The 16302-nt window shown below is 68.9% G+C and carries 26 protein-coding genes; 3 read left to right on the top strand and 23 right to left on the bottom strand.

Going from position 1 to position 16302, the window contains the following annotated elements:
* Positions 1-6 precede the first annotated feature (6 nt).
* From SGFS_RS32215 to SGFS_RS32135, 17 genes are all read right to left on the bottom strand, one after another.
* Positions 7-375 carry a hypothetical protein gene (locus SGFS_RS32215; RefSeq protein WP_286255506.1) on the bottom strand — a complete coding sequence of 123 codons (369 nt, stop codon included), beginning with the start codon at positions 373-375 and terminating at the stop codon, positions 7-9.
* Positions 376-378: 3 nt separating this feature from the next.
* Positions 379-828, bottom strand: coding sequence for a hypothetical protein (locus SGFS_RS32210; RefSeq protein WP_286255504.1), 450 nt, complete (start codon positions 826-828; stop codon positions 379-381).
* Entirely contained in the window at positions 828-1571 is a 744-nt protein-coding gene (locus tag SGFS_RS32205) for a hypothetical protein (protein WP_286255503.1), read from the bottom strand. Before SGFS_RS32205 ends, SGFS_RS32210 begins: the two co-directional genes overlap by 1 nt.
* Positions 1572-2030 (bottom strand): hypothetical protein, encoded by a 459-nt coding sequence (locus SGFS_RS32200; protein WP_286255501.1) that lies wholly within the window; start codon positions 2028-2030, stop codon positions 1572-1574.
* A 5-nt stretch (positions 2031-2035) separates the two neighbouring features.
* The gene (locus SGFS_RS32195; RefSeq protein WP_286255499.1) at positions 2036-2422 is read right to left on the bottom strand and encodes a hypothetical protein; all 387 of its coding nucleotides are present in this window, start codon (positions 2420-2422) and stop codon (positions 2036-2038) included.
* Positions 2419-3483 carry a hypothetical protein gene (locus tag SGFS_RS32190; RefSeq protein ID WP_286255498.1) on the bottom strand — a complete coding sequence of 355 codons (1065 nt, stop codon included), beginning with the start codon at positions 3481-3483 and terminating at the stop codon, positions 2419-2421. The genes SGFS_RS32195 and SGFS_RS32190 overlap by 4 nt, the downstream gene beginning before the upstream one ends.
* Before the next feature lie 38 nt (positions 3484-3521).
* Positions 3522-3929 carry a hypothetical protein gene (locus tag SGFS_RS32185; protein ID WP_286255496.1) on the bottom strand — a complete coding sequence of 136 codons (408 nt, stop codon included), beginning with the start codon at positions 3927-3929 and terminating at the stop codon, positions 3522-3524.
* Between the two features lie 106 nt (positions 3930-4035).
* Complete coding sequence (locus SGFS_RS32180; protein WP_286255495.1) at positions 4036-4494, bottom strand: hypothetical protein; 459 nt, start codon at positions 4492-4494, stop codon at positions 4036-4038.
* A gap of 17 nt (positions 4495-4511) precedes the next feature.
* Positions 4512-5012 (bottom strand): hypothetical protein, encoded by a 501-nt coding sequence (locus tag SGFS_RS32175; RefSeq protein ID WP_286255494.1) that lies wholly within the window; start codon positions 5010-5012, stop codon positions 4512-4514.
* Between the two features lie 81 nt (positions 5013-5093).
* Entirely contained in the window at positions 5094-6449 is a 1356-nt protein-coding gene (locus SGFS_RS32170) for a phage major capsid protein (RefSeq protein ID WP_286255493.1), read from the bottom strand.
* Positions 6450-6458: 9 nt separating this feature from the next.
* Positions 6459-7541, bottom strand: a complete 1083-nt coding sequence (locus tag SGFS_RS32165) for a head maturation protease, ClpP-related (protein ID WP_286255492.1) — start codon at positions 7539-7541, stop codon at positions 6459-6461.
* On the bottom strand, positions 7538-7807 hold the full coding sequence (locus SGFS_RS32160) for a hypothetical protein (RefSeq protein ID WP_286255491.1): 270 nt from the start codon (positions 7805-7807) through the stop codon (positions 7538-7540). The genes SGFS_RS32165 and SGFS_RS32160 overlap by 4 nt, the downstream gene beginning before the upstream one ends.
* Positions 7804-9501, bottom strand: coding sequence for a phage portal protein (locus SGFS_RS32155; RefSeq protein WP_286255490.1), 1698 nt, complete (start codon positions 9499-9501; stop codon positions 7804-7806). Before SGFS_RS32155 ends, SGFS_RS32160 begins: the two co-directional genes overlap by 4 nt.
* Positions 9502-9690: 189 nt before the next feature.
* Entirely contained in the window at positions 9691-9894 is a 204-nt protein-coding gene (locus tag SGFS_RS32150) for a hypothetical protein (protein ID WP_286255488.1), read from the bottom strand.
* A complete protein-coding gene (locus SGFS_RS32145; RefSeq protein ID WP_286255487.1) occupies positions 9894-11393 on the bottom strand; it encodes a hypothetical protein in 1500 nt (499 codons plus the stop codon). The genes SGFS_RS32150 and SGFS_RS32145 overlap by 1 nt, the downstream gene beginning before the upstream one ends.
* On the bottom strand, positions 11374-11904 hold the full coding sequence (locus SGFS_RS32140) for a hypothetical protein (protein ID WP_286255486.1): 531 nt from the start codon (positions 11902-11904) through the stop codon (positions 11374-11376). The genes SGFS_RS32145 and SGFS_RS32140 overlap by 20 nt, the downstream gene beginning before the upstream one ends.
* A gap of 131 nt (positions 11905-12035) precedes the next feature.
* Positions 12036-12380 carry a DUF6011 domain-containing protein gene (locus tag SGFS_RS32135; protein WP_286255484.1) on the bottom strand — a complete coding sequence of 115 codons (345 nt, stop codon included), beginning with the start codon at positions 12378-12380 and terminating at the stop codon, positions 12036-12038.
* Positions 12381-12486: 106 nt separating this feature from the next.
* Between SGFS_RS32135 and SGFS_RS32130 the strand changes: the two genes are divergently transcribed.
* Genes SGFS_RS32130 through SGFS_RS32120 form a run of 3 tightly spaced genes read left to right on the top strand, consistent with a single transcriptional unit; the run spans position 12487 to position 13159 of the window.
* Positions 12487-12675, top strand: a complete 189-nt coding sequence (locus SGFS_RS32130) for a hypothetical protein (RefSeq protein WP_286255483.1) — start codon at positions 12487-12489, stop codon at positions 12673-12675.
* The gene (locus SGFS_RS32125) at positions 12672-12968 is read left to right on the top strand and encodes a hypothetical protein (protein WP_286255482.1); all 297 of its coding nucleotides are present in this window, start codon (positions 12672-12674) and stop codon (positions 12966-12968) included. Before SGFS_RS32130 ends, SGFS_RS32125 begins: the two co-directional genes overlap by 4 nt.
* Positions 12965-13159 carry a hypothetical protein gene (locus SGFS_RS32120; protein WP_286255481.1) on the top strand — a complete coding sequence of 65 codons (195 nt, stop codon included), beginning with the start codon at positions 12965-12967 and terminating at the stop codon, positions 13157-13159. The genes SGFS_RS32125 and SGFS_RS32120 overlap by 4 nt, the downstream gene beginning before the upstream one ends.
* Before the next feature lie 52 nt (positions 13160-13211).
* Here the strand turns inward: SGFS_RS32120 and SGFS_RS32115 are convergent, their stop codons facing one another.
* From SGFS_RS32115 to SGFS_RS32090, 6 genes are all read right to left on the bottom strand, one after another.
* Complete coding sequence (locus SGFS_RS32115) at positions 13212-13775, bottom strand: DUF4352 domain-containing protein (protein WP_286255479.1); 564 nt, start codon at positions 13773-13775, stop codon at positions 13212-13214.
* Positions 13776-14130: 355 nt separating this feature from the next.
* The gene (locus SGFS_RS32110) at positions 14131-14277 is read right to left on the bottom strand and encodes a hypothetical protein (RefSeq protein WP_286255477.1); all 147 of its coding nucleotides are present in this window, start codon (positions 14275-14277) and stop codon (positions 14131-14133) included.
* Between the two features lie 90 nt (positions 14278-14367).
* The gene (locus SGFS_RS32105) at positions 14368-14616 is read right to left on the bottom strand and encodes a hypothetical protein (RefSeq protein ID WP_286255476.1); all 249 of its coding nucleotides are present in this window, start codon (positions 14614-14616) and stop codon (positions 14368-14370) included.
* A 7-nt stretch (positions 14617-14623) separates the two neighbouring features.
* Positions 14624-15271, bottom strand: coding sequence for a hypothetical protein (locus SGFS_RS32100; RefSeq protein WP_286255474.1), 648 nt, complete (start codon positions 15269-15271; stop codon positions 14624-14626).
* Positions 15271-15675 carry a hypothetical protein gene (locus SGFS_RS32095; protein ID WP_286255472.1) on the bottom strand — a complete coding sequence of 135 codons (405 nt, stop codon included), beginning with the start codon at positions 15673-15675 and terminating at the stop codon, positions 15271-15273. The genes SGFS_RS32100 and SGFS_RS32095 overlap by 1 nt, the downstream gene beginning before the upstream one ends.
* 11 nt (positions 15676-15686) lie before the next feature.
* Positions 15687-16301, bottom strand: a complete 615-nt coding sequence (locus SGFS_RS32090; RefSeq protein ID WP_286255470.1) for a hypothetical protein — start codon at positions 16299-16301, stop codon at positions 15687-15689.
* Between the last annotated feature and the right edge of the window lies 1 nt (position 16302).

Raw genomic sequence — 16302 nt, 5'->3', positions numbered from 1 at the left:
TTGGAGCTACGCCTCAGCGAGCTGCGGTTCGTCGACCCACTTGGCGTCTCGGCCGGTGTCCCAGGCGAGGCGCCCGAAGACCTTCCGAATGCCGTCCGTCGTGGTCCATTCCTCGATGAAGTGCGTGGGGTGAATGATCGAGTTGCCAGCGGCGGCGATCTTCACAGTGCGAGTGGCTCTGCCTCCATCGACCAGGGCTCGGGCTCGGTCGGTCGGGTTGATCAGGGTGATCTGGAACCCGGCTGGCCCGAGGAAGCGGCGCATGCTGCTGCCGTTGTCCTCGTCGTAAACCACGCGCGGCACACCGAACGTGAACTCCTCGCACTCGGCGGTGAAGTCCTCGCCGTCGATCTCCAGGCGGATGCCCTCAGTCATGGCTCAGCCCTTCCCGTGCGCGTCCGCGAGGCGCCCCTGGTGCTCGGCGAAGTCCTCCACCCAGTGCTCCGGCCGCTCATGCCGCCGCGCCTCGGTACGACGCGGGTTACCGCGCCAGTCACCGTCCCGGACCACATACAGCTCCGGCCGGTCGATCCGCTTCCGATGCTCGGACACCTGAAAGCAGGGCTGGCCGGCCTCGAAGACGAGGTACGTCTGGCCCTCCGCGACACGGAGTTCGTGCCAGCGGCGCCCGGACGTCTTCGCGTCGTGCGTCAGCTCGGGCCCGATCTGCTCGACGTGCACGCGCCAGCCGTTGAGATAGCGGGGGCAGTCGATCTCCGCGCACGTCGCCTTCCTCCAGTGCGTGGCAACGGGCGCCGCAAGCTCGTACGTCTTGTACGCGGAAGCAGGAAGCTTCGGCTCGACGCGGTTCACCGGTCGTTGAATCATCAGAACACCTGCCCTGCGATCTCGTTCTTGACGATCACGACGGCGAACGCGAGCGACGAGAACCCGCCCGTCGTGACGGTGACCGCGCGCAGGTAGCGACGGATCGTGGCGTTGTTGGCTGTAGCAAGTCGCTCGGCGGTACGCCCCGCGGTGAGCTGGGTGAACGAAAGCCCGGTGACGTCGGCGAAGCTGCTGTTGTCCGCGCTGTCTTGGATCTTCACCGTGACGTCCGTGCCGGACATCGCGAACGCCTGCAAGTACGCCTGCGCCCCAAACGACGCAGCCGCCGTTGTGTCGATCGACGAACCGTTCGTCGCCCCCGTGTCCGTCCGCACCCCAGCTGTCAGCGACCGCCCCCACTCGACACCGAAGCCGTTGCACTGGGCCTCCACCTGGAAGGTGAACTCGCCGGAGTCGCCACGGTTGCCGTCGTAGTTGATCTGCTTCGACACCTGGCAGGCTGCCGGATTCCCGAGCGTGGTACCGCGGAAGTAGGCGCAGTGCACGTCGGTGTACGGCAGGTTCTCCAGCCGGTCGTGGGCCCGGTCGTCGGTGGGGTTGAAGAACGCGGACCAGTTCATGCCGCCGGTACGGAGACCGCCGATCCGCTCGTACGCCGACTTGTCGATGCCGGTGACTTCGAGCGCGGCCGGCCCGCCGGAGACGCTGACGCTGCCGAGGTCGCCGGAGACGTCGTAGCCATGCAGGTAGAAGTTGTCTCCCAATCCGGACTGCTTGGCCACCTATGCCACCTCTTCCCAAAGGTCGTTGACGATGACGGGCACGGAGATCGTCATCACGCGGTAGAGCACCCCGTCCTGCGACAGGTAGCCTGCGCGCACCCCCAGCGCTGTGCCGTTCGCCCCGAGGAGGTCGACCGAGCGGACGAGGCCGCCGAGGGTGAAGTCGCTGCTGTAGGCCGCGCACAGGGCGTCTACGGCGGCGAGCATGTTCGGGTCGATCGCGTCCGCGGGCTCCGACTGGGCGGAGCCGTAGATACGCACGTTGAAGACGAGGAGCACGCTGACGCTGTTCAGGCCGGACGATCGCAGCGGAGTGACGCGGTCGGCCCACACGGCGGCGGTCAGGCCGCCCGTGGCCGGAGCGTTCTTTGGTTCGGCGCCGTTGACGGTCTCGAAGTAGCCGCTGGCACTGGCGTGCGAGATCACGGCGTCGGTGAGGCCGAGGATGTTGAGAGCCATCGCCGTCACCCGCCCATCTCAGGCAGGCGCCGGCGTACTGCGGCGTCGGCGACCTGCGGGCCACGTACTGCGACGGCCTGCTTCGCGGCCCGCCAGTGCCCGTAGCCCTTGAACCGGGTCGCCGGATAGTTCCGGCTTCCGACGCCTTCCAGCCACGGGCCGTATATGACGCCTTGGTCGTGGACGAGGGCTTCCTCGTCGGAGACGCGGTCGGTGGTGATGCGGGTCTCGTAGTACGGGGTGCGGGTCTTGAAGTGCGCCGAGGTGCCCATGAGGACGCGCTCTTCGGCGTACGCGCCGAGGTCGTCGAGGGCGTCGTCACAGGCCTGTTCCATGGCGCGCTCGGCGCGCCCGTCGAACAGGGGTCCGGTCATGCGGATGTCGATGCTCATACCGCTCTCACCCGCCCCTTGCGGCCGTGGGAGGCGTACACGCGGTCCCGTAGCCCCTTCAGGGCGGTGGCGTCCGTGGCGCGTTCGCTGGTGCCGCCGTCACCGGACTTGCGGACGCGCGCGTAGCCTGCGAGTTCGTTGGTGACCTGCGCGACCGCCTCCGCGATCGTCAGGTCCCGGACCGGGCCGGGCGGGTCCCATCGCAGGATGGGCGCGCTCGAGGAGTGCGTGGCCGCCGTCGTGCCCAGCGCCCCGCGGGTGACGGTGAGGGTGCGCAGGGCGTAGATGTCCACGCCAGCCGCGTGGGCGGCCAGCACACTGCCGTCCCACGCGCGTTTCACGGTCAGGTTGTTGCCTGCGATGTCGACGATGAGCATGCGCTCGGACTCGATGAGGATGACCTCGTCGACCGCGAACGCCGTGCCGTCGCTGACTGCCACGGTGACGCTCGCGTTCGAGGCCGTCAGCCCGGCGCCGCCAAGGTTCTGTCCGGTGTCCGCCATCGTCCGGCCGGTGACGAGCATCCGCTCCGAGTCGACCCGGATCACCGACCCGACCCCGAGGAGTGCGGCCGCCGTACCGTCGACGTCCACCCCGGTCTCCGACGAGTCCAGGGCCTCGGTGATGGTGCCGGTCGTGGTCTCGTCGTTGCGGTAGCCGAACAAGCCGACCACGGTGATGTCCCGCTGGTGGGTGTCGCCACCCCCGAACGCCGCGCTGGAGGCCAGGTCGACCTCCAGCCGGTTGTACGGGGGACCGGAGCGGTTGGGCTCCAGGAAGTAATCCGTGGACGCGATCGTCACGCCACCGCTGGTGAGAGTGGTGACGGAGATGACCTCGTGGTCGTCCAGCCACAGCCGCCAGGACGTGCCGGACTGCGAGTCGGGCCAGTCCCACGACCGCGTGTCCAACTCCGGGTAGAACCGGCGGTGGCACAGCTGCTCCACGTCCCGGCTGGCGGACTCCAACGCGCGGTCGATCTGCCCGGCGTTGCGGGCGGTCAGCTTGGAGTCGAGGGCGTGCATCACGCTCTCACGGGTCGCGTACCACGGTGTGGTCATCTCTCGTCACCTCCTCTCAGGTCTCGTCTGCGGGTGGGCTACGCGTCGCCGTCAGCAGCCGACGTACCGTCCTCCGGGGCGCCAGCCGTCCCATCGGCAGAAGAGCTCTCCATCGGGGCCTTCTTCGAGCGGCTGGCCGTCGTTCGGGCAGGCTTGCGGCGGCTGCTCTGCTTCCGCTCGGGCTCGATCGACGGCTTCTCGTCGGAGGTCGATGAGCTGGTCCCAGCCGATGGCTCCTCACCACCCTTCTCGTCTACCGGGGGCAGAGCGCGGCCAGAGCCGTCCCCTTCGAGCTCGTCGCCCTCAACGGCCTGCATCGGCTCGCCCGTACCGGCGCTCTCGCGCATCTCGGGCCACACGTCCGCATCGCCCTCGTCAGACCACGAACCACCCACCACGGACGCACCCGCAATCGAGGGGCCGCCGTGCGCGGTGATCTTCGCCATCAGTTCCTGTCCTTCCTCGGCATGCTTGGTACTGCCGCAGTGCGGGCAGCACGGCGCGCCCACCGAGAAAACGGTGGAACACACCGTGCACAGCCACGCCGCCACGTCAGGCCGCCACCACAGTCGCGCCGACGTCGTACGGCACCCACGTCAGGTACCAGGTGATCTCGCCATCCGTGCCCGCACTGACGGACTCGATCTGCCCGACCGGCAGGATCAGATCGGACGGGATGTTGAAGCCGCCCCGCAGCAGCGGAGGTGCCGCCGTGGTGCCCTGGCCGAAGCCGAGGATGGTGCCGGCCGCGGTGTCGGTCGTGCCGATGTCGGTGGCGGCGTTGATGTCGGTGGTGTCCCCGGTGGTGGGGTTGTTCTGGAGCTTGTAGCTGTTGGCGACGGTGATCGCGGTGCCGACCAGGCCGAACAGGCTGGTGATCGCGACGCGTCCCCCGGCGATGGTGAACAGCGGCACGGTGGTCGCGGCCAGCGTGCCGGTGCTCTTGGAGATGGGGCCCTTGCCGTACCGCAGGTCCCGGTAGGCCCTGCCCGATGTGGGTGATGCAGCCATGAGGTAGTGCCTCCCTTCTAGGACAGCGGGGCGATGAGGTTGGCGGGCTTGCGCGGGGCGCGAAGCTCGTGGAGCAGGTACAGCACGGCGCAGTGGCGGGTGCCGTTGGTGCCGAGGTCGGGGATGTCCAGCGAGATGTAGGAGTAGCCGTCGGACAGCTGCGTGGCGTTGACCTCGATGGCGAGGAGGAGTTCCTCGGAGGCCGCGCCCACGTTGGTGATCTCCGATGCTGCGGTTTGCGTGGCGCGGGTCCACGTCTCGTCGCCGTCGAGGGTGGTCTCGGACTTGTAGTAGTAGTGGTCGATGATGTCGAGGTCAGCGGTGGTGCCGCCCGTTGAGGCGGTGTGCTGCTGAAGGTCGACGTCCGTGATGTCCGTGGACGCGCCGGTCGTGACGACGAGGATCGTGCAGGCGTCCGCGTTCTTCAGCGACACCCGCTTCCCCGTGATCGCTCCGGCGACGGCGTCCGTCGGCACGCTGCCGATCGAGACGTCGAAGAGCCTTCCGAGGCCTTCCATGGTTGCCCTCCTGGTGGGGGTTGATTGCCACGTGGGAACTGGCCAGGGCGGGGGCGTTACTGCCCGCCCTGGCTGGAACCGTTACGCCCGGGTCGCGACCTTCACGAACGGGGACAGCGTGTTGGTGCCCTGGTTGGGGGTGATCGCGGACTGGAGCCACGGCTGGCCGTCGACACGCTCGATCACCCGCATCGCGGTCTTGTCGTTGCCGAACTTGAAGTGCGTCGACGTCTCCGACTGCATGGCCTGCCGGTCACCGATCAGGTAGTAGCCCAGGTCGACGAAGTTGATGTCGCCGACGGTGCCGACGGTGGAGACCTTCTCCGTCCACACGACCGGGCGGCCGAGGATCGTGACCGGGGGTGCGCCCGCGCCGTCGCCGTTGCCGATCCACACCGCGCTGCCGCCGGTGCCGACGGACTGGGCCATGGTGGCGAGCTGCGGGAACGTGTCGATGTGGGCGATCCACACCGCGCGGCCGATCGACGCGGGGAGCATCCGGCTGTAGGCCTTGATGATGTTCTCCCAGAGGATCGTCCCGGCTTCCTGGTCGGTCTCCTTGCCCACGGTCACGGCGGCCGGGGCGTTGAGGAAGCCGAGGGGCTGGCCGGCGCCGTTGCCGGAGATGAACGCGACGTCCTCGAACCAGGCGAGGGCCTCGGGGTAGGACTCGTTCATGAACTGTTCGAGGCTGATCAGGGAGTCCTTGAACAGCTCGTTCGGGATCTCCGAGTACAGGGTCAGCTTCTTCGCGAGCAGGTTGATCCGGCCGAACGACGGCGCCGAGTCGTTGAGGCTGCCGCCCTCTTCGGTCCAGTAGCCGACGATGCCGCCGTACACAGACGAGGCGTTCGACGTGGAGTCGATGGTCGGATAGGGGACGCTGAGCGTCTCCATCGGTACGACGCGGGCCCGGGAGCGGACAACGGCCATCTCCAGCGCCACGCGCAGGAGTTCGCTGCGCAGGTACTCGGGGATGAGGAACCCGCCGTCGGACGGCACGGTGGACCCGAACGCGTTCTGGATCTGCGCGATCTCGTCCTGCGCGGCCATCGCCGCCTGCCCCTTGGACCCGGCCCAGGTGGCGACGAGGAAGTCCGTCCAGTTCCCGAACTGCTTGTCCAGTTTGGCGCCGGGGGCCTTCGGGTTGTAGTGGCGGGAGCGCGCCTTGGGGCCTCCCGCGTCCCAACCGGGGGTGAGGTTGAGGCGGTTGATGCCGTCGATCTGGTTGTTCTTGAGGATCTCGGCGAACTGCCGCTGCGTCTCGACCTTGATCTGGGCGTCGATGTCAGGGTTGTGCTTCTGCTGGCCCTTGGCGAAGTCGAGGATGAAGGACTCCAGGGTGTCCTTGTCCTTGACGATGTTCTTCAGCGTCGCGGTGTCGCCGAGCGCTTCGGCGAGCTCGTCGGCGTCGCGCGGGATGGTGGGTGTAGCCACAGTGCCTCCTCAGGCTGCTTCCGTCGCCGCGCTGGACGACGCCGTGGTGGTCAGGTGGGCGACGGATGCCGCCCACGGGTCGGGGGACGGCCGGATGAGGCTGGCGACCGCGGCGGCCCACTCGTCTACGGGTTCGGGTTCGACGGTCGGGTCTTCGACGTCCGCAGGATCGGCGGGATCCGCCGTGGCGACAGGCTCGGAGAGTTCCGGCTCCGTGGCGGGCTCGGGCTCGACCGGTTCGCCGATGGCCGCGGGCTCCGGCTCGGAGGTCCGGCCATTCACCTCGGCGCGAAGTGCAGCGAGGAGCTGCTCGCCCACCGCAGCACCGATGTTGAACGTCAGAGTGACCGGCTCTTCCGTCGGCTGCTCAGGCTTGGGCCCGGTGTAGCCGTAGGCGGCGAGGTCGAAGGCGCGCGCCATGTCCGGCTGCTCCTCGTCCTCGTCCGGCTCCACCGGCTCGGCGGCCTTCGGGGCGCTGATGGCCTCGTCGGCGAGCCCGTTCTCGACCGCGTCCTCGGGGAGGTACCAGGTCTCGGCGCGCATCCGGGCCCGCCACTCGTCACGGGTGCCGCCCGCCCTCGCCGCATACGCGTCGGCGATGTTGTCCGAGATCAGGTCGAGGAGTTCGGCCATCTCTTCCATGTCGGAGGCGTTGCCGAGGCAGACCCCGGAGGCGTCGTGGATCATGAGCATGGTGTTGGGGGCCATCTCGATCCGGTCCCCGGCCATCGCGATGACGGAGGCGATGGAGGCGGCGATCCCGTCGACCTGGATCGTCACGTTCGCGGGGTGGGAGCGCAGCGCGTTGGCGATGGCGATGCCCTCGAAGACGCTGCCGCCAGGGCTGTTGACGCGGACGCGGAGGTTCGGTGCGGTCACGCCGCGCAGGTCGGCGATGAACTGGTCTGCGGTCGCCCCGTACCAGCCGCCGACCTCGTCGTACAGCATCACTTCCGCCTCATCCTGTGAGGCAGCGTTGGTGATGCGGTACCAGGGCTGCGGGGCGATGCCGTGCTGGGCGCGCAGCTTGTCGGCCTTCTCCCGCTGAGTCGCGGCGAAGGCAGCCGCCTTGCCGGGCATCACGATGTTCACGGCGTGGCCTCCTCGGCGGGCGGGGTCCAGCCGAGCCGGACCAGCAACTCGTGGGTCGCGTCGGGCAGGTAGGCGAGCACCTCGTCCGTGTCCGTCGGGATCTCCTCGGCAACCACGTGCAGCGTGGCCCTCGGCATCTCACCCGCCTTGATCTCCAGCGTCATACCGAGCAGGGCGCTGGAAACGTCGTAACCGTCGATCTCGACGCGGTGGCCCCACTTGTCTCGCCTCGTGATCCGCAGCGTGCGCGGCTGACTGGCGCTCACTCGTCGCCCTCCTGCTTCCGCCTCTTGACCACGCGGCACCGGCACTCGTTGCCGTACTCCGCGCCGACGCAGTGGATGTAGCCCGAGCCACCCGGGTAGTCCGCGTAGGCGGCGGCCCGGTTGCGGTACGTCTGGCCGTCGTTGTCCGCGCACGGCTGGCAGGTGTTGTCGTCGATGTGCGCGACGGCCTCCCAGCGCATCGCGTTCTCAACATCCACCCCGCCGCCGTCGCCCGTCAGACCGGACACGAGCGCCTGCCAGGAGTCCGCAGGCTCTTCCTCCGGGCCACTCTCCGGCTTCGGAGCAACAGGCGGAGGCGCGATCGCGGGCGCGGGCTTGCTCGGCGGCGGCGTCGCGAGATTCAGCCCGGCGCCGGCCCGGTTGAGGATCTCCCGCGCCTCTTCCCACGTGATGCACACGTCCACGCCGAGGTAGATCGACTGGATCATGTCGCCCAACTCGCGCGGGCTGATCGCCCCGTCGCCGCCCGCGGCCGCAGCAGCGTCCATCTCCGGCAGGCCGACGGCGGAGAGGATGCCGTCCGGCGCCCACATGCCCGTCTCGGCGAGCGCTTTCGCCGCGTTCGCGCGCGCGGTCAGTGTCTGCGCCTCGATCTCCGGGTCCGGCGGGGTCGGCGGCTCGTAGTCGAACTCCAGGCCCTCAGCGGTCTTGCCGAACATCGGCAGGAGTTCGTAGTTCAGCGCGGCCTTGATGCGCTCCAGGCGGGGCACAGTCTGCTGCTCGGCGAACCAGCTCTTAGCCGCCAGGGCGGAGGCGCGGTTGATGTCCTCGAAGTCGCCGATCGCGGTCTTGCTGATGCCGTATGCCTCACGCACTCGGTCAGCGGTTGCGCCGCGCAGCTCCACGAACTGCATGTCCCGCTGGGAGATGGTGCGGTCGGCCCACTTCGCCCCGTACTCGACGATCGCCACCTTGTGCGCGTTCGCGACACCCTTGTGCTGCTCCGCCCACCGCGTCCGCATCTCGTCGAACTCGTGGTCCTGCAGGTGCACCGGGACTTCGATGATGCCGCCGGGCTGGGCGCTGTTCTGGAAGAACGCACGCGACCACTCGGCGGCGTACCGGCTGGTGTCGAGGTCGGGGAGGATCGACAGCACCGGCGACAGGCCGCGGTACGGATCCAACGGGTTCGGCCGGCGGAGCTGGATGACCTCGTTGCGTTCGAGGGGGATCTGCTCGCCGTCTGGGGACGTGTACACCCAGCCGCGCAGGAACTTCTCCCGGTCGGGGACGGGGGTCATGCGGTCGGGGCGGACTGGCCACAGTTCGAGGGGGATGTCGACACCGGGGTGGCGGGCGATGACCCATTCGGTTTCGCCGGTGAGGTCGTAGTGCTGGGTGGAGGACTCGACGAACTCCTGCCGCGGCATGAAGGGGTTGGGCCGGTTCCACAGGTCGAGGGCCGCGTGGGAGGTGACTTCGACGCGGTCTTCCTTCCGGCCGGACTTGGCTTTGCGCCAGAGCTTCCAGTCGACGAGTGCGGTGGCGTTGCTGGTGCGGTCGACGATCGCGAAGAGGGTGCCGACGGCGCTCATGGCGCGCATCTGGCCTTCGGCGTCGCGGCGGGAGGCGAAGGTGCCGTAGCTCTGGTGGCGGCTGGTGAAGGGGACGGGCGGGTTTGCGGTGGCGGTAGACCGGTTGATGAGGGTGTCGACCAGGCTTCGTCTGCCCACCGCCGCCCTCCTGTCAGTCGCGGACGATCGGCGCTCCCATGAGGACCATGGCGGCCCCGGCAGTGATCATCCCAGCCCCGATGCCGAAAATATTGCCGACACCGACTGAGATGAGTGTAAATCCTCCTGTCAAGAGAGTTGGAGACAGGAAGATTTTCAGTTCTGAGAGTCGGATCTTCCGCATCGCCTTCACTCGCTCTCTGCTTCGCTCGTCGCCGCGTCCGGCCTGAACACCGCTAGCCCTGAGACGCCCTCCAAGAACGCCACCCGCACGCCCGGCAACACGTCGCTCGCCATGTCGACGAACCGCTGCGTGTCCATCTCGGTCAGATGCCTCTCGACGCAGACGACCAACACGTCTCCCGCGCGAACCATCGGCACATTGCTCAACATCACAACCACCTCACTCGGGGACGGCCGGCACTGTAGAACGCCAACAGCAGCGCGTCCGCATTGTCCGGGGACCGCCCCAACCGCTTCTTGATCTCGTCCTTCGGCTCCACCCGGATCCGGCCCTTCGGATCCACGTCCCACTGCGGCGACAACAACTGCGCCACCGTCGTATCCCCGTTCGCCATCGCCGACAGATCCCAGCCGCCCGACTCCGACAGCCCCCGGCCGATCTCCCACCACAACTCGGCGCGCAAGTTCATGAACTTGTCCGGCTTCGACGCGGCCTCGGCCACGTTCACCGCGAGGATGTGCGCCTGGTGCTCGCCACGGCCGGCAGCGTTGCGGAGTTCGCCGATCACGCCGAAGCCGACGCCGATGGAGTCGACCTTCACCGCGGTGGCGCCGGACTCCTTGATGGCCTGCAACACCATCGGCGCGATCTTCTCCGGCCGGTCCGTGTGCGCCCGCCACTCCCTGCCCGCGCGCCGGCCGCGGCGTTCCCGGATGACGGTCTCGTCTCCGCCGCCGCCGACGTCCACACCGAGCTCTACAGGCTGGAGTTCCTCGGCGGTGAGCTTCTTCTCCGGGTCGATGCGGCAGCGGGCCACGTCGCTCGCGCGGACGACCTTGTTCGGGGCGTCCTCGGAAAACTCGCCGAGGACCTTGCTCTTGTAGAGCGGGTTGTCCTCGCCCCACTCGGTGGCTTTCTCCTCCACCCACTCACGGCCGACCAGGGCCTGCGCCACGTCGTCGGGGACCTCCTCGCCGGTGAGATTCGGGGACTCGAAAGCCGAGATGCCGATAACGTGCCAGCCGCTCCCGGGCTGGCACACCTTCCGAAAGTGCGAGGACGGGTTGTCCGGGTTGCCGATCGCGAGGATCCGGCAGTCGGCGTTCGTCGTCAGCGCGTCCGCCGCCACCCACAGCTGCTCCGGAATGCCGCACGCCTCGTCCAGGATGACGAGGACGTAGCGGGCGTGGATGCCCTGGAACGCGGACTCGTCGTGGTCGGCGGGCTTCCGGCCGAACGCCACCATCTCGTCGTCGATGTGCCACTCGGTCTGATTCACGCGGCCGGCGAGTTTGCCACGGCGGTGGACGCGGCGGATGTACCGCCAGAGGATGGCGCGGACCTGGGCGAAGGTCGGTGCGGAGGTGACGACGAACGCTTCGCCTGGCGGGTGCGTGTCCAGCCACCAGGCGGCCACCAGGGACGCGGTGTGGGACTTGCCGACGCCGTGACAGGAGCGGACGGCGGTGCGCCGGTTGTCGCGGATCGACAGCATGATCTCCCGCTGCTTCGACCACACGACCTGCCGGAGGCGTTCGGTGACCCAGCCGACGGGGTTGTGGGCGTAGAGCCGGGCCCGTTCCTTCAGGTTCCGGCGGTCGGCCTTGCTGCGGAGCTGGTCACGGATCTGCTTCAGCGCTTTGGTGTCGCCGGCGCGCACCAGTTGCTCAACCTGGGCGCGGACGCTCTCACGCGTCGGTGTCGTCACCGGCGTCGTCGCTGTCTGGGCCGAGGGCGGTGTCGAGGAGTCGGCTGATCTCGCGGCCGAGCTGTTCGGCTTCGACGCTGACGCGGTTGGGGGCGTCGAGGCCGAGGAGGCGGCGGAAGCTTTCGCGGCCGCGGAGGAGGCGGTCGAAGGCTTTGAGTTTCATCTCGTCGTCGATGATCGGCTGGCCGCTGTCGTCGTGGACGACGTGGCCGTGGGAGACGAGGACGTGGTCGCGTTGGAAGATGTCGAGGACGTTGTCGTAGAGGGTTTCGAGGCGGGCGACTTCGAGTTCCATGAGCGCTTTGCCGGGGGTTGCGACGGCGTCTTGGATGGCGCGGCGGCAGGCTTTTTGCGCGCCGGATTTGTCACCGAAGCCGAGTTCGTCGGCGATCTTCTGATAGGTCCAGCCCTGAGCGCGGAGCTCGGCGGCCTCAGCGTCGCGGGCGGCGGCTTCGGCGGTACGGACGTACTGGCCGCGGCCGCTGCGGGCGTTTTGGTTGGGGTTGGCCACGTCCCGCCCCCTCCTCGCTGGTTACCGTCTGTCGTGTTTTGATGGTAACGAGGTGTGCAACCGGTGGGCGTCGGTGCATGCGGGTGAGGGCCCTCTCCGGCGGCGGAGAGGGCCCTCTGGCGTGCGGCGGTTCAGGCGGCGAGCAGCAGGCGGGCGGCGAGCTGGTGGTAGCAGCGGCTGCCCTTGAGTCCGGCGGGGCAGTTGCAGGTGGTGGGGGCGGTCTTGTAGGTCTCGGTGCCGTCCGAGCTGACGGCGATGAAGATGACGGAGCGGAGGGGGATGATCGCGCCGTCCTCGATGAGCTCGCGGGCCGAGGCCACCTGGTGCGCCTTGTAGTCGCTCAGGTCGACGGGGGCGTTGCGGACCTTGGCGGCGCACTTCGGGCCGTAGCCGGTGGCGATGCTCTTGGCGGAGCGGAGGGTGCGGCCGCAGCGGAGGCAGTTGGTGTGCTGGTGGGTGGTGGCTGCGGCGTTCATGTGGTCCCCCTCGCTCCTGGTGTACGTACACCGTAGCGCGAGGTGTACGTACACCGCAAGGGGTTCGGGCCTACCGGTGTCCGTACACCCGCGATACCGTGGACCCATGCCGAACGCCCCCAAGACCAAGCACCGATCAGTCCGCATCGACGACGACGACTGGGCAGACCTCGCCGAGCAAGCACCCAGCGGCGACCGCTCCGCCGTCATCAAAGACCTGGTGCGCTGGTACCTGCGGCGGCCAGACGCCGACCTGCCGGAGCGCCCGGTGAGCAGCGAGGAGCAGACCGCATGAGCGAGACCGTGCAACAGCTCACCCGCCAGCAGATGGCCAACGTGCGCGGCCAGCTCGAAGACCGGCTCATGCAGCTCATCGGCCTGGAACCGGGAGCCCCACAGCCGCCGCGCCCTGCCTGCCCTGCGTGCGGGGCGGACGCTGAGCGCATCGACCAGCGGTTGGAGGATTCGGAGTTCGGGGTCGACGAGACGGTGGTACGTATGCGGTGGCTGCCGTGCGGCCACCGGTTCCGGGGCGTCGTGGACCCGGACGTACAGCCAGAGCGTCCGGGCGAGGAGACCACCCCATGAGCAAGACCCTCACCGGCTTCAACGTCAGCTTCACCGTCCACTCCTCCGAGCACCTGCCCGAGAAGAACGGCGAGCAGATGTACGCCGACGACGTCGCCGATGAGGTACGCGACGTCGTCCAGGCCGCCGTCAACGAGTGGTACGAGCAGCGCGGGCGGGAACTGCTGGCCTGTGAACCGGACGTGGGCTGAACCCACGCATGACGAAGGCCCCGCCCAACCCGGCGGGGCCTCACCCGTACCGCTACTTGCCGATCTGCCACTCCACCGGCTCATCCAACGCATCCGGCGAGTACAACACCCGCTCCGGACGCCCCGACTCCGGCACCGTGAACGCGATATTCCCCTTCACGCAATCACCCGACGACACCTTCGCCTCCATCGGATACAACGGCTGCGGCAACTCACCCGCATTCATCCCCGCAGCCTCCACCCGCACCCCATCCGCATACGCCAACGACCACACCAGCGGCGTCGTCGCAATCGGCTCGCCGCCTTTGTTGCACACCTTCACCATCACCACCGACCACTTCTGACCGGCCGACAGCAGCTCCGGCACCCCCGTGATGCCCTTGTCCGTGTAGCCGAGGGCGGCGGCGGTGAACTCGCTGTCGGCGCTGATGTTCGCCGTGTCGCCGAGCTTCAACGTCTCCGCCTTGCTGGGCGACGGACTCGGCGAAGGACTCGCCACCGTGGGCGTGGGCGACGCCTTCGTAACCGTCGGCTTCCCCGAGCCTTCATCGTCGGACGAGCAGCCCGACACAGCCAGCAGCAGGACAACAGAGAGCAGGGTGGTGGTGTGGCGCATAGTCCCCCCAGAGTTCAAGGTGCAGGACGGAATCATGCGGGCGAGTGCGCAGCGCGTGAAGACGATGTGTCCGAGTTGTGACATGAGGCGGCGCCCCTGACACCTTGGGAGAGCAGGAGCGCCGCCATCGGATCGACTGCTGGCGGGGAGGCCGTCGCAGCTCGGCCAACCCACCGCGCGCTGCGAACACGCGGAAGCCCCCCGCAGCCGATCCGGACCACCGACCGTAGACCCATGAGGGCTTGGCGTCAGTCACCCGAACGAGTGAAGCCCCGCTGCCGGCCGGGGGGACGGACCGGAGCGGGGCCTGGGTGCCGGGCGCTACCCGGCGTGAGACTCCAGTGTGGCAGGCGCGCTACTCCTGCGTCTCCTCCTGCGGACTACCGGGGATGGGCTTGTCCGGGGCGGGGAACCAGCCGCCGCGGGAGGCCTGATACGTCGTCTCGTGGCCTTGCAGGCGCGGGTCGTCGGGCTCGGGAGTCTTGGTCCAGCCGAGTGCCATGATGGCGGTCTCCTGTCTCGTGTGTTCGGGATGGGGACCGGGGCGGCCGGCTAGCTGGCAGGCGGGCGGCCGCCCCGGGGTCTGTGTGGGTCAGCGGCCCCAGCAGTTCGCCAGGACCAGCGCGAGCATGAACGCGATGAACAGACAGCTACGGTCCGGGAGAACCCCGTCGCCACGCGCCGCCGAATGCACTCGCCGCACGCCGTCCCCCGCGGCCGGCGCGAGGCCTCCGTGCGCGGCCGTGCGGTGCTCGTCGAGGTCGGTCTCGGCGGCCTCACGGTGGTCGCGTCTGGCCGGTGAAACAGCCTCACAGTGGGCGCACCAGTACTCGTACGGCATGGGGTCCTCAGGGCTTCTTCAGGCTGTGCGTGCGGTGCCGGTCGGCCGGGTCGTTGATGATCGTCATCCCCGCTTGGGACGTGACCCGCAATGTGTTGTTGGCGTTGGTGTTGGCTGCGTTGGTGCAGGTCAACGAGCCAACAGGGGCGCCCCCTTCGATCGGGGGGAGGGGCGGCAGATCGTCCCGGTGTACGCCCGGCCCGTTCCCGGTTGCGGTGCGGACCCCTTCCCGCACCCGTATGCCGGCCCTGGCGAGGGCCTCCCGGACGGCCCGCGTGTCGGCCGCTTGGAGGGGGCCGGGGAGGGCGGTGAGGAGGACCCCGCGGTCGTCGCCGATGAGGTCCCGGACGAGGTCGCAAACGTCCTCCGAATCGGGCTCCGTGGGCTCCTCCCCTGCGGTCTCTTCGTCGGCTTCGTCGTCCGGTTCGTCGGCCTGCTTGGGCGCGTGCATCCACGCTGCTGCGCAGGCGATGGCGAGGCCGTACGGGATCCATGTCCGGTACCGGTTCGCGGCGTACAGCAGGACCCCTATGCCGATGAGGACGGTCTTCCAGCCGAAGCGGGCGACGAGGCGCAGCAGGAGGATGCGGAAGCCCGCGCCGAGCGGCCCGGTGAGGGCGAGCAGGGCGCGGACACGGTCGGCGAGGTATCGCATCAGGACACCTGCGTTCCGAGGTTGGCGATCGCGTTGGCGACCTGGCCCCAGATGCCGCCGCCTGCGGATGCGGCGTACCAGAAGACGATGCCGAGGATGGCGACCTGCTTGGTGGTCAGCTTCTTGAAGAAGATGATGATGGCGAGGGTGAGGGCGACGGCGGCCATGGTCAGGCCGGGTACGAGGCCCTGAGCTGCGCCTAGTCCCCCGTTGACGAGATCCGGAACGATCTTGAAGACGCCGCCCGCCGCATAGTACGAGGACCCGGCGAGCATCCCGAGAATCAGACACGGCCACCAGCCGAGCGGCTTCACCTTGCCACCCCCCTTCACCCCGACCAGGAGGAGAACGGTCAGGGCCACGGCGAGGCCGACGATGCCGAGATTGCCGAACACGCTGTTCACGACAGGTTTCCTTAGGGCTGGTAGCCGGTGCCGTACAGCAGGACACCGACGACGACGGACGAAACAGGGACGGCGGCCAGCCACGCGAAGGGCCACGCCCACCAGCGGGACCGCCGATACAGGGCGAGCGCGCAGCCACCGAGGCCGTACAGGACCCAGGCCGAGCTGCTGGTCCAGTGGCCGGCGGCGTACCAGGCGGCGGTGTCGGTGGCCCAGTCGACCCAGCCGATCACCCACCCGGGCGCGGCGGCGGTGGCGTGGAAGATGAGCCACTTGAGGCGTCGGGGGGTGCGGTCCCAGGCGTCGAGGAGGGACTGGCGGGGGTCGTCGGGGTCGGGTTTCGGGATGGTGGGGCGGCGTCGGGGCTTGGCTGGGGCGGGCTCGGGCCGCGGTTTGTCGACTGATTCCGGTTCGGAATCCTTGCTGGCCGGCGCCGGTTCGGGTGTGGGCTCGGGGCCGAAGTCGAGGTCGGCGATGTCGTCCAGCCAGTCCCGTTCTCGTGTGGCCTGGTAGCCGTCTGGGGGCGGGCCGGGCGGCATGGGCGGGCGTTCCGGCTGGTCGAGGATGCGGCGCAGCTGGTAGCGGATACGGAGTTCGTCGGCGCCGGGCGCAGTCGGGTTCGTCATG

It is taken from the genome of Streptomyces graminofaciens (assembly GCF_030294945.1).
Taxonomy (GTDB): domain Bacteria; phylum Actinomycetota; class Actinomycetes; order Streptomycetales; family Streptomycetaceae; genus Streptomyces; species Streptomyces graminofaciens.
Note: the sequence above shows the minus strand (reverse complement) of the source record. Positions and strands in the feature narration are given on the sequence as shown.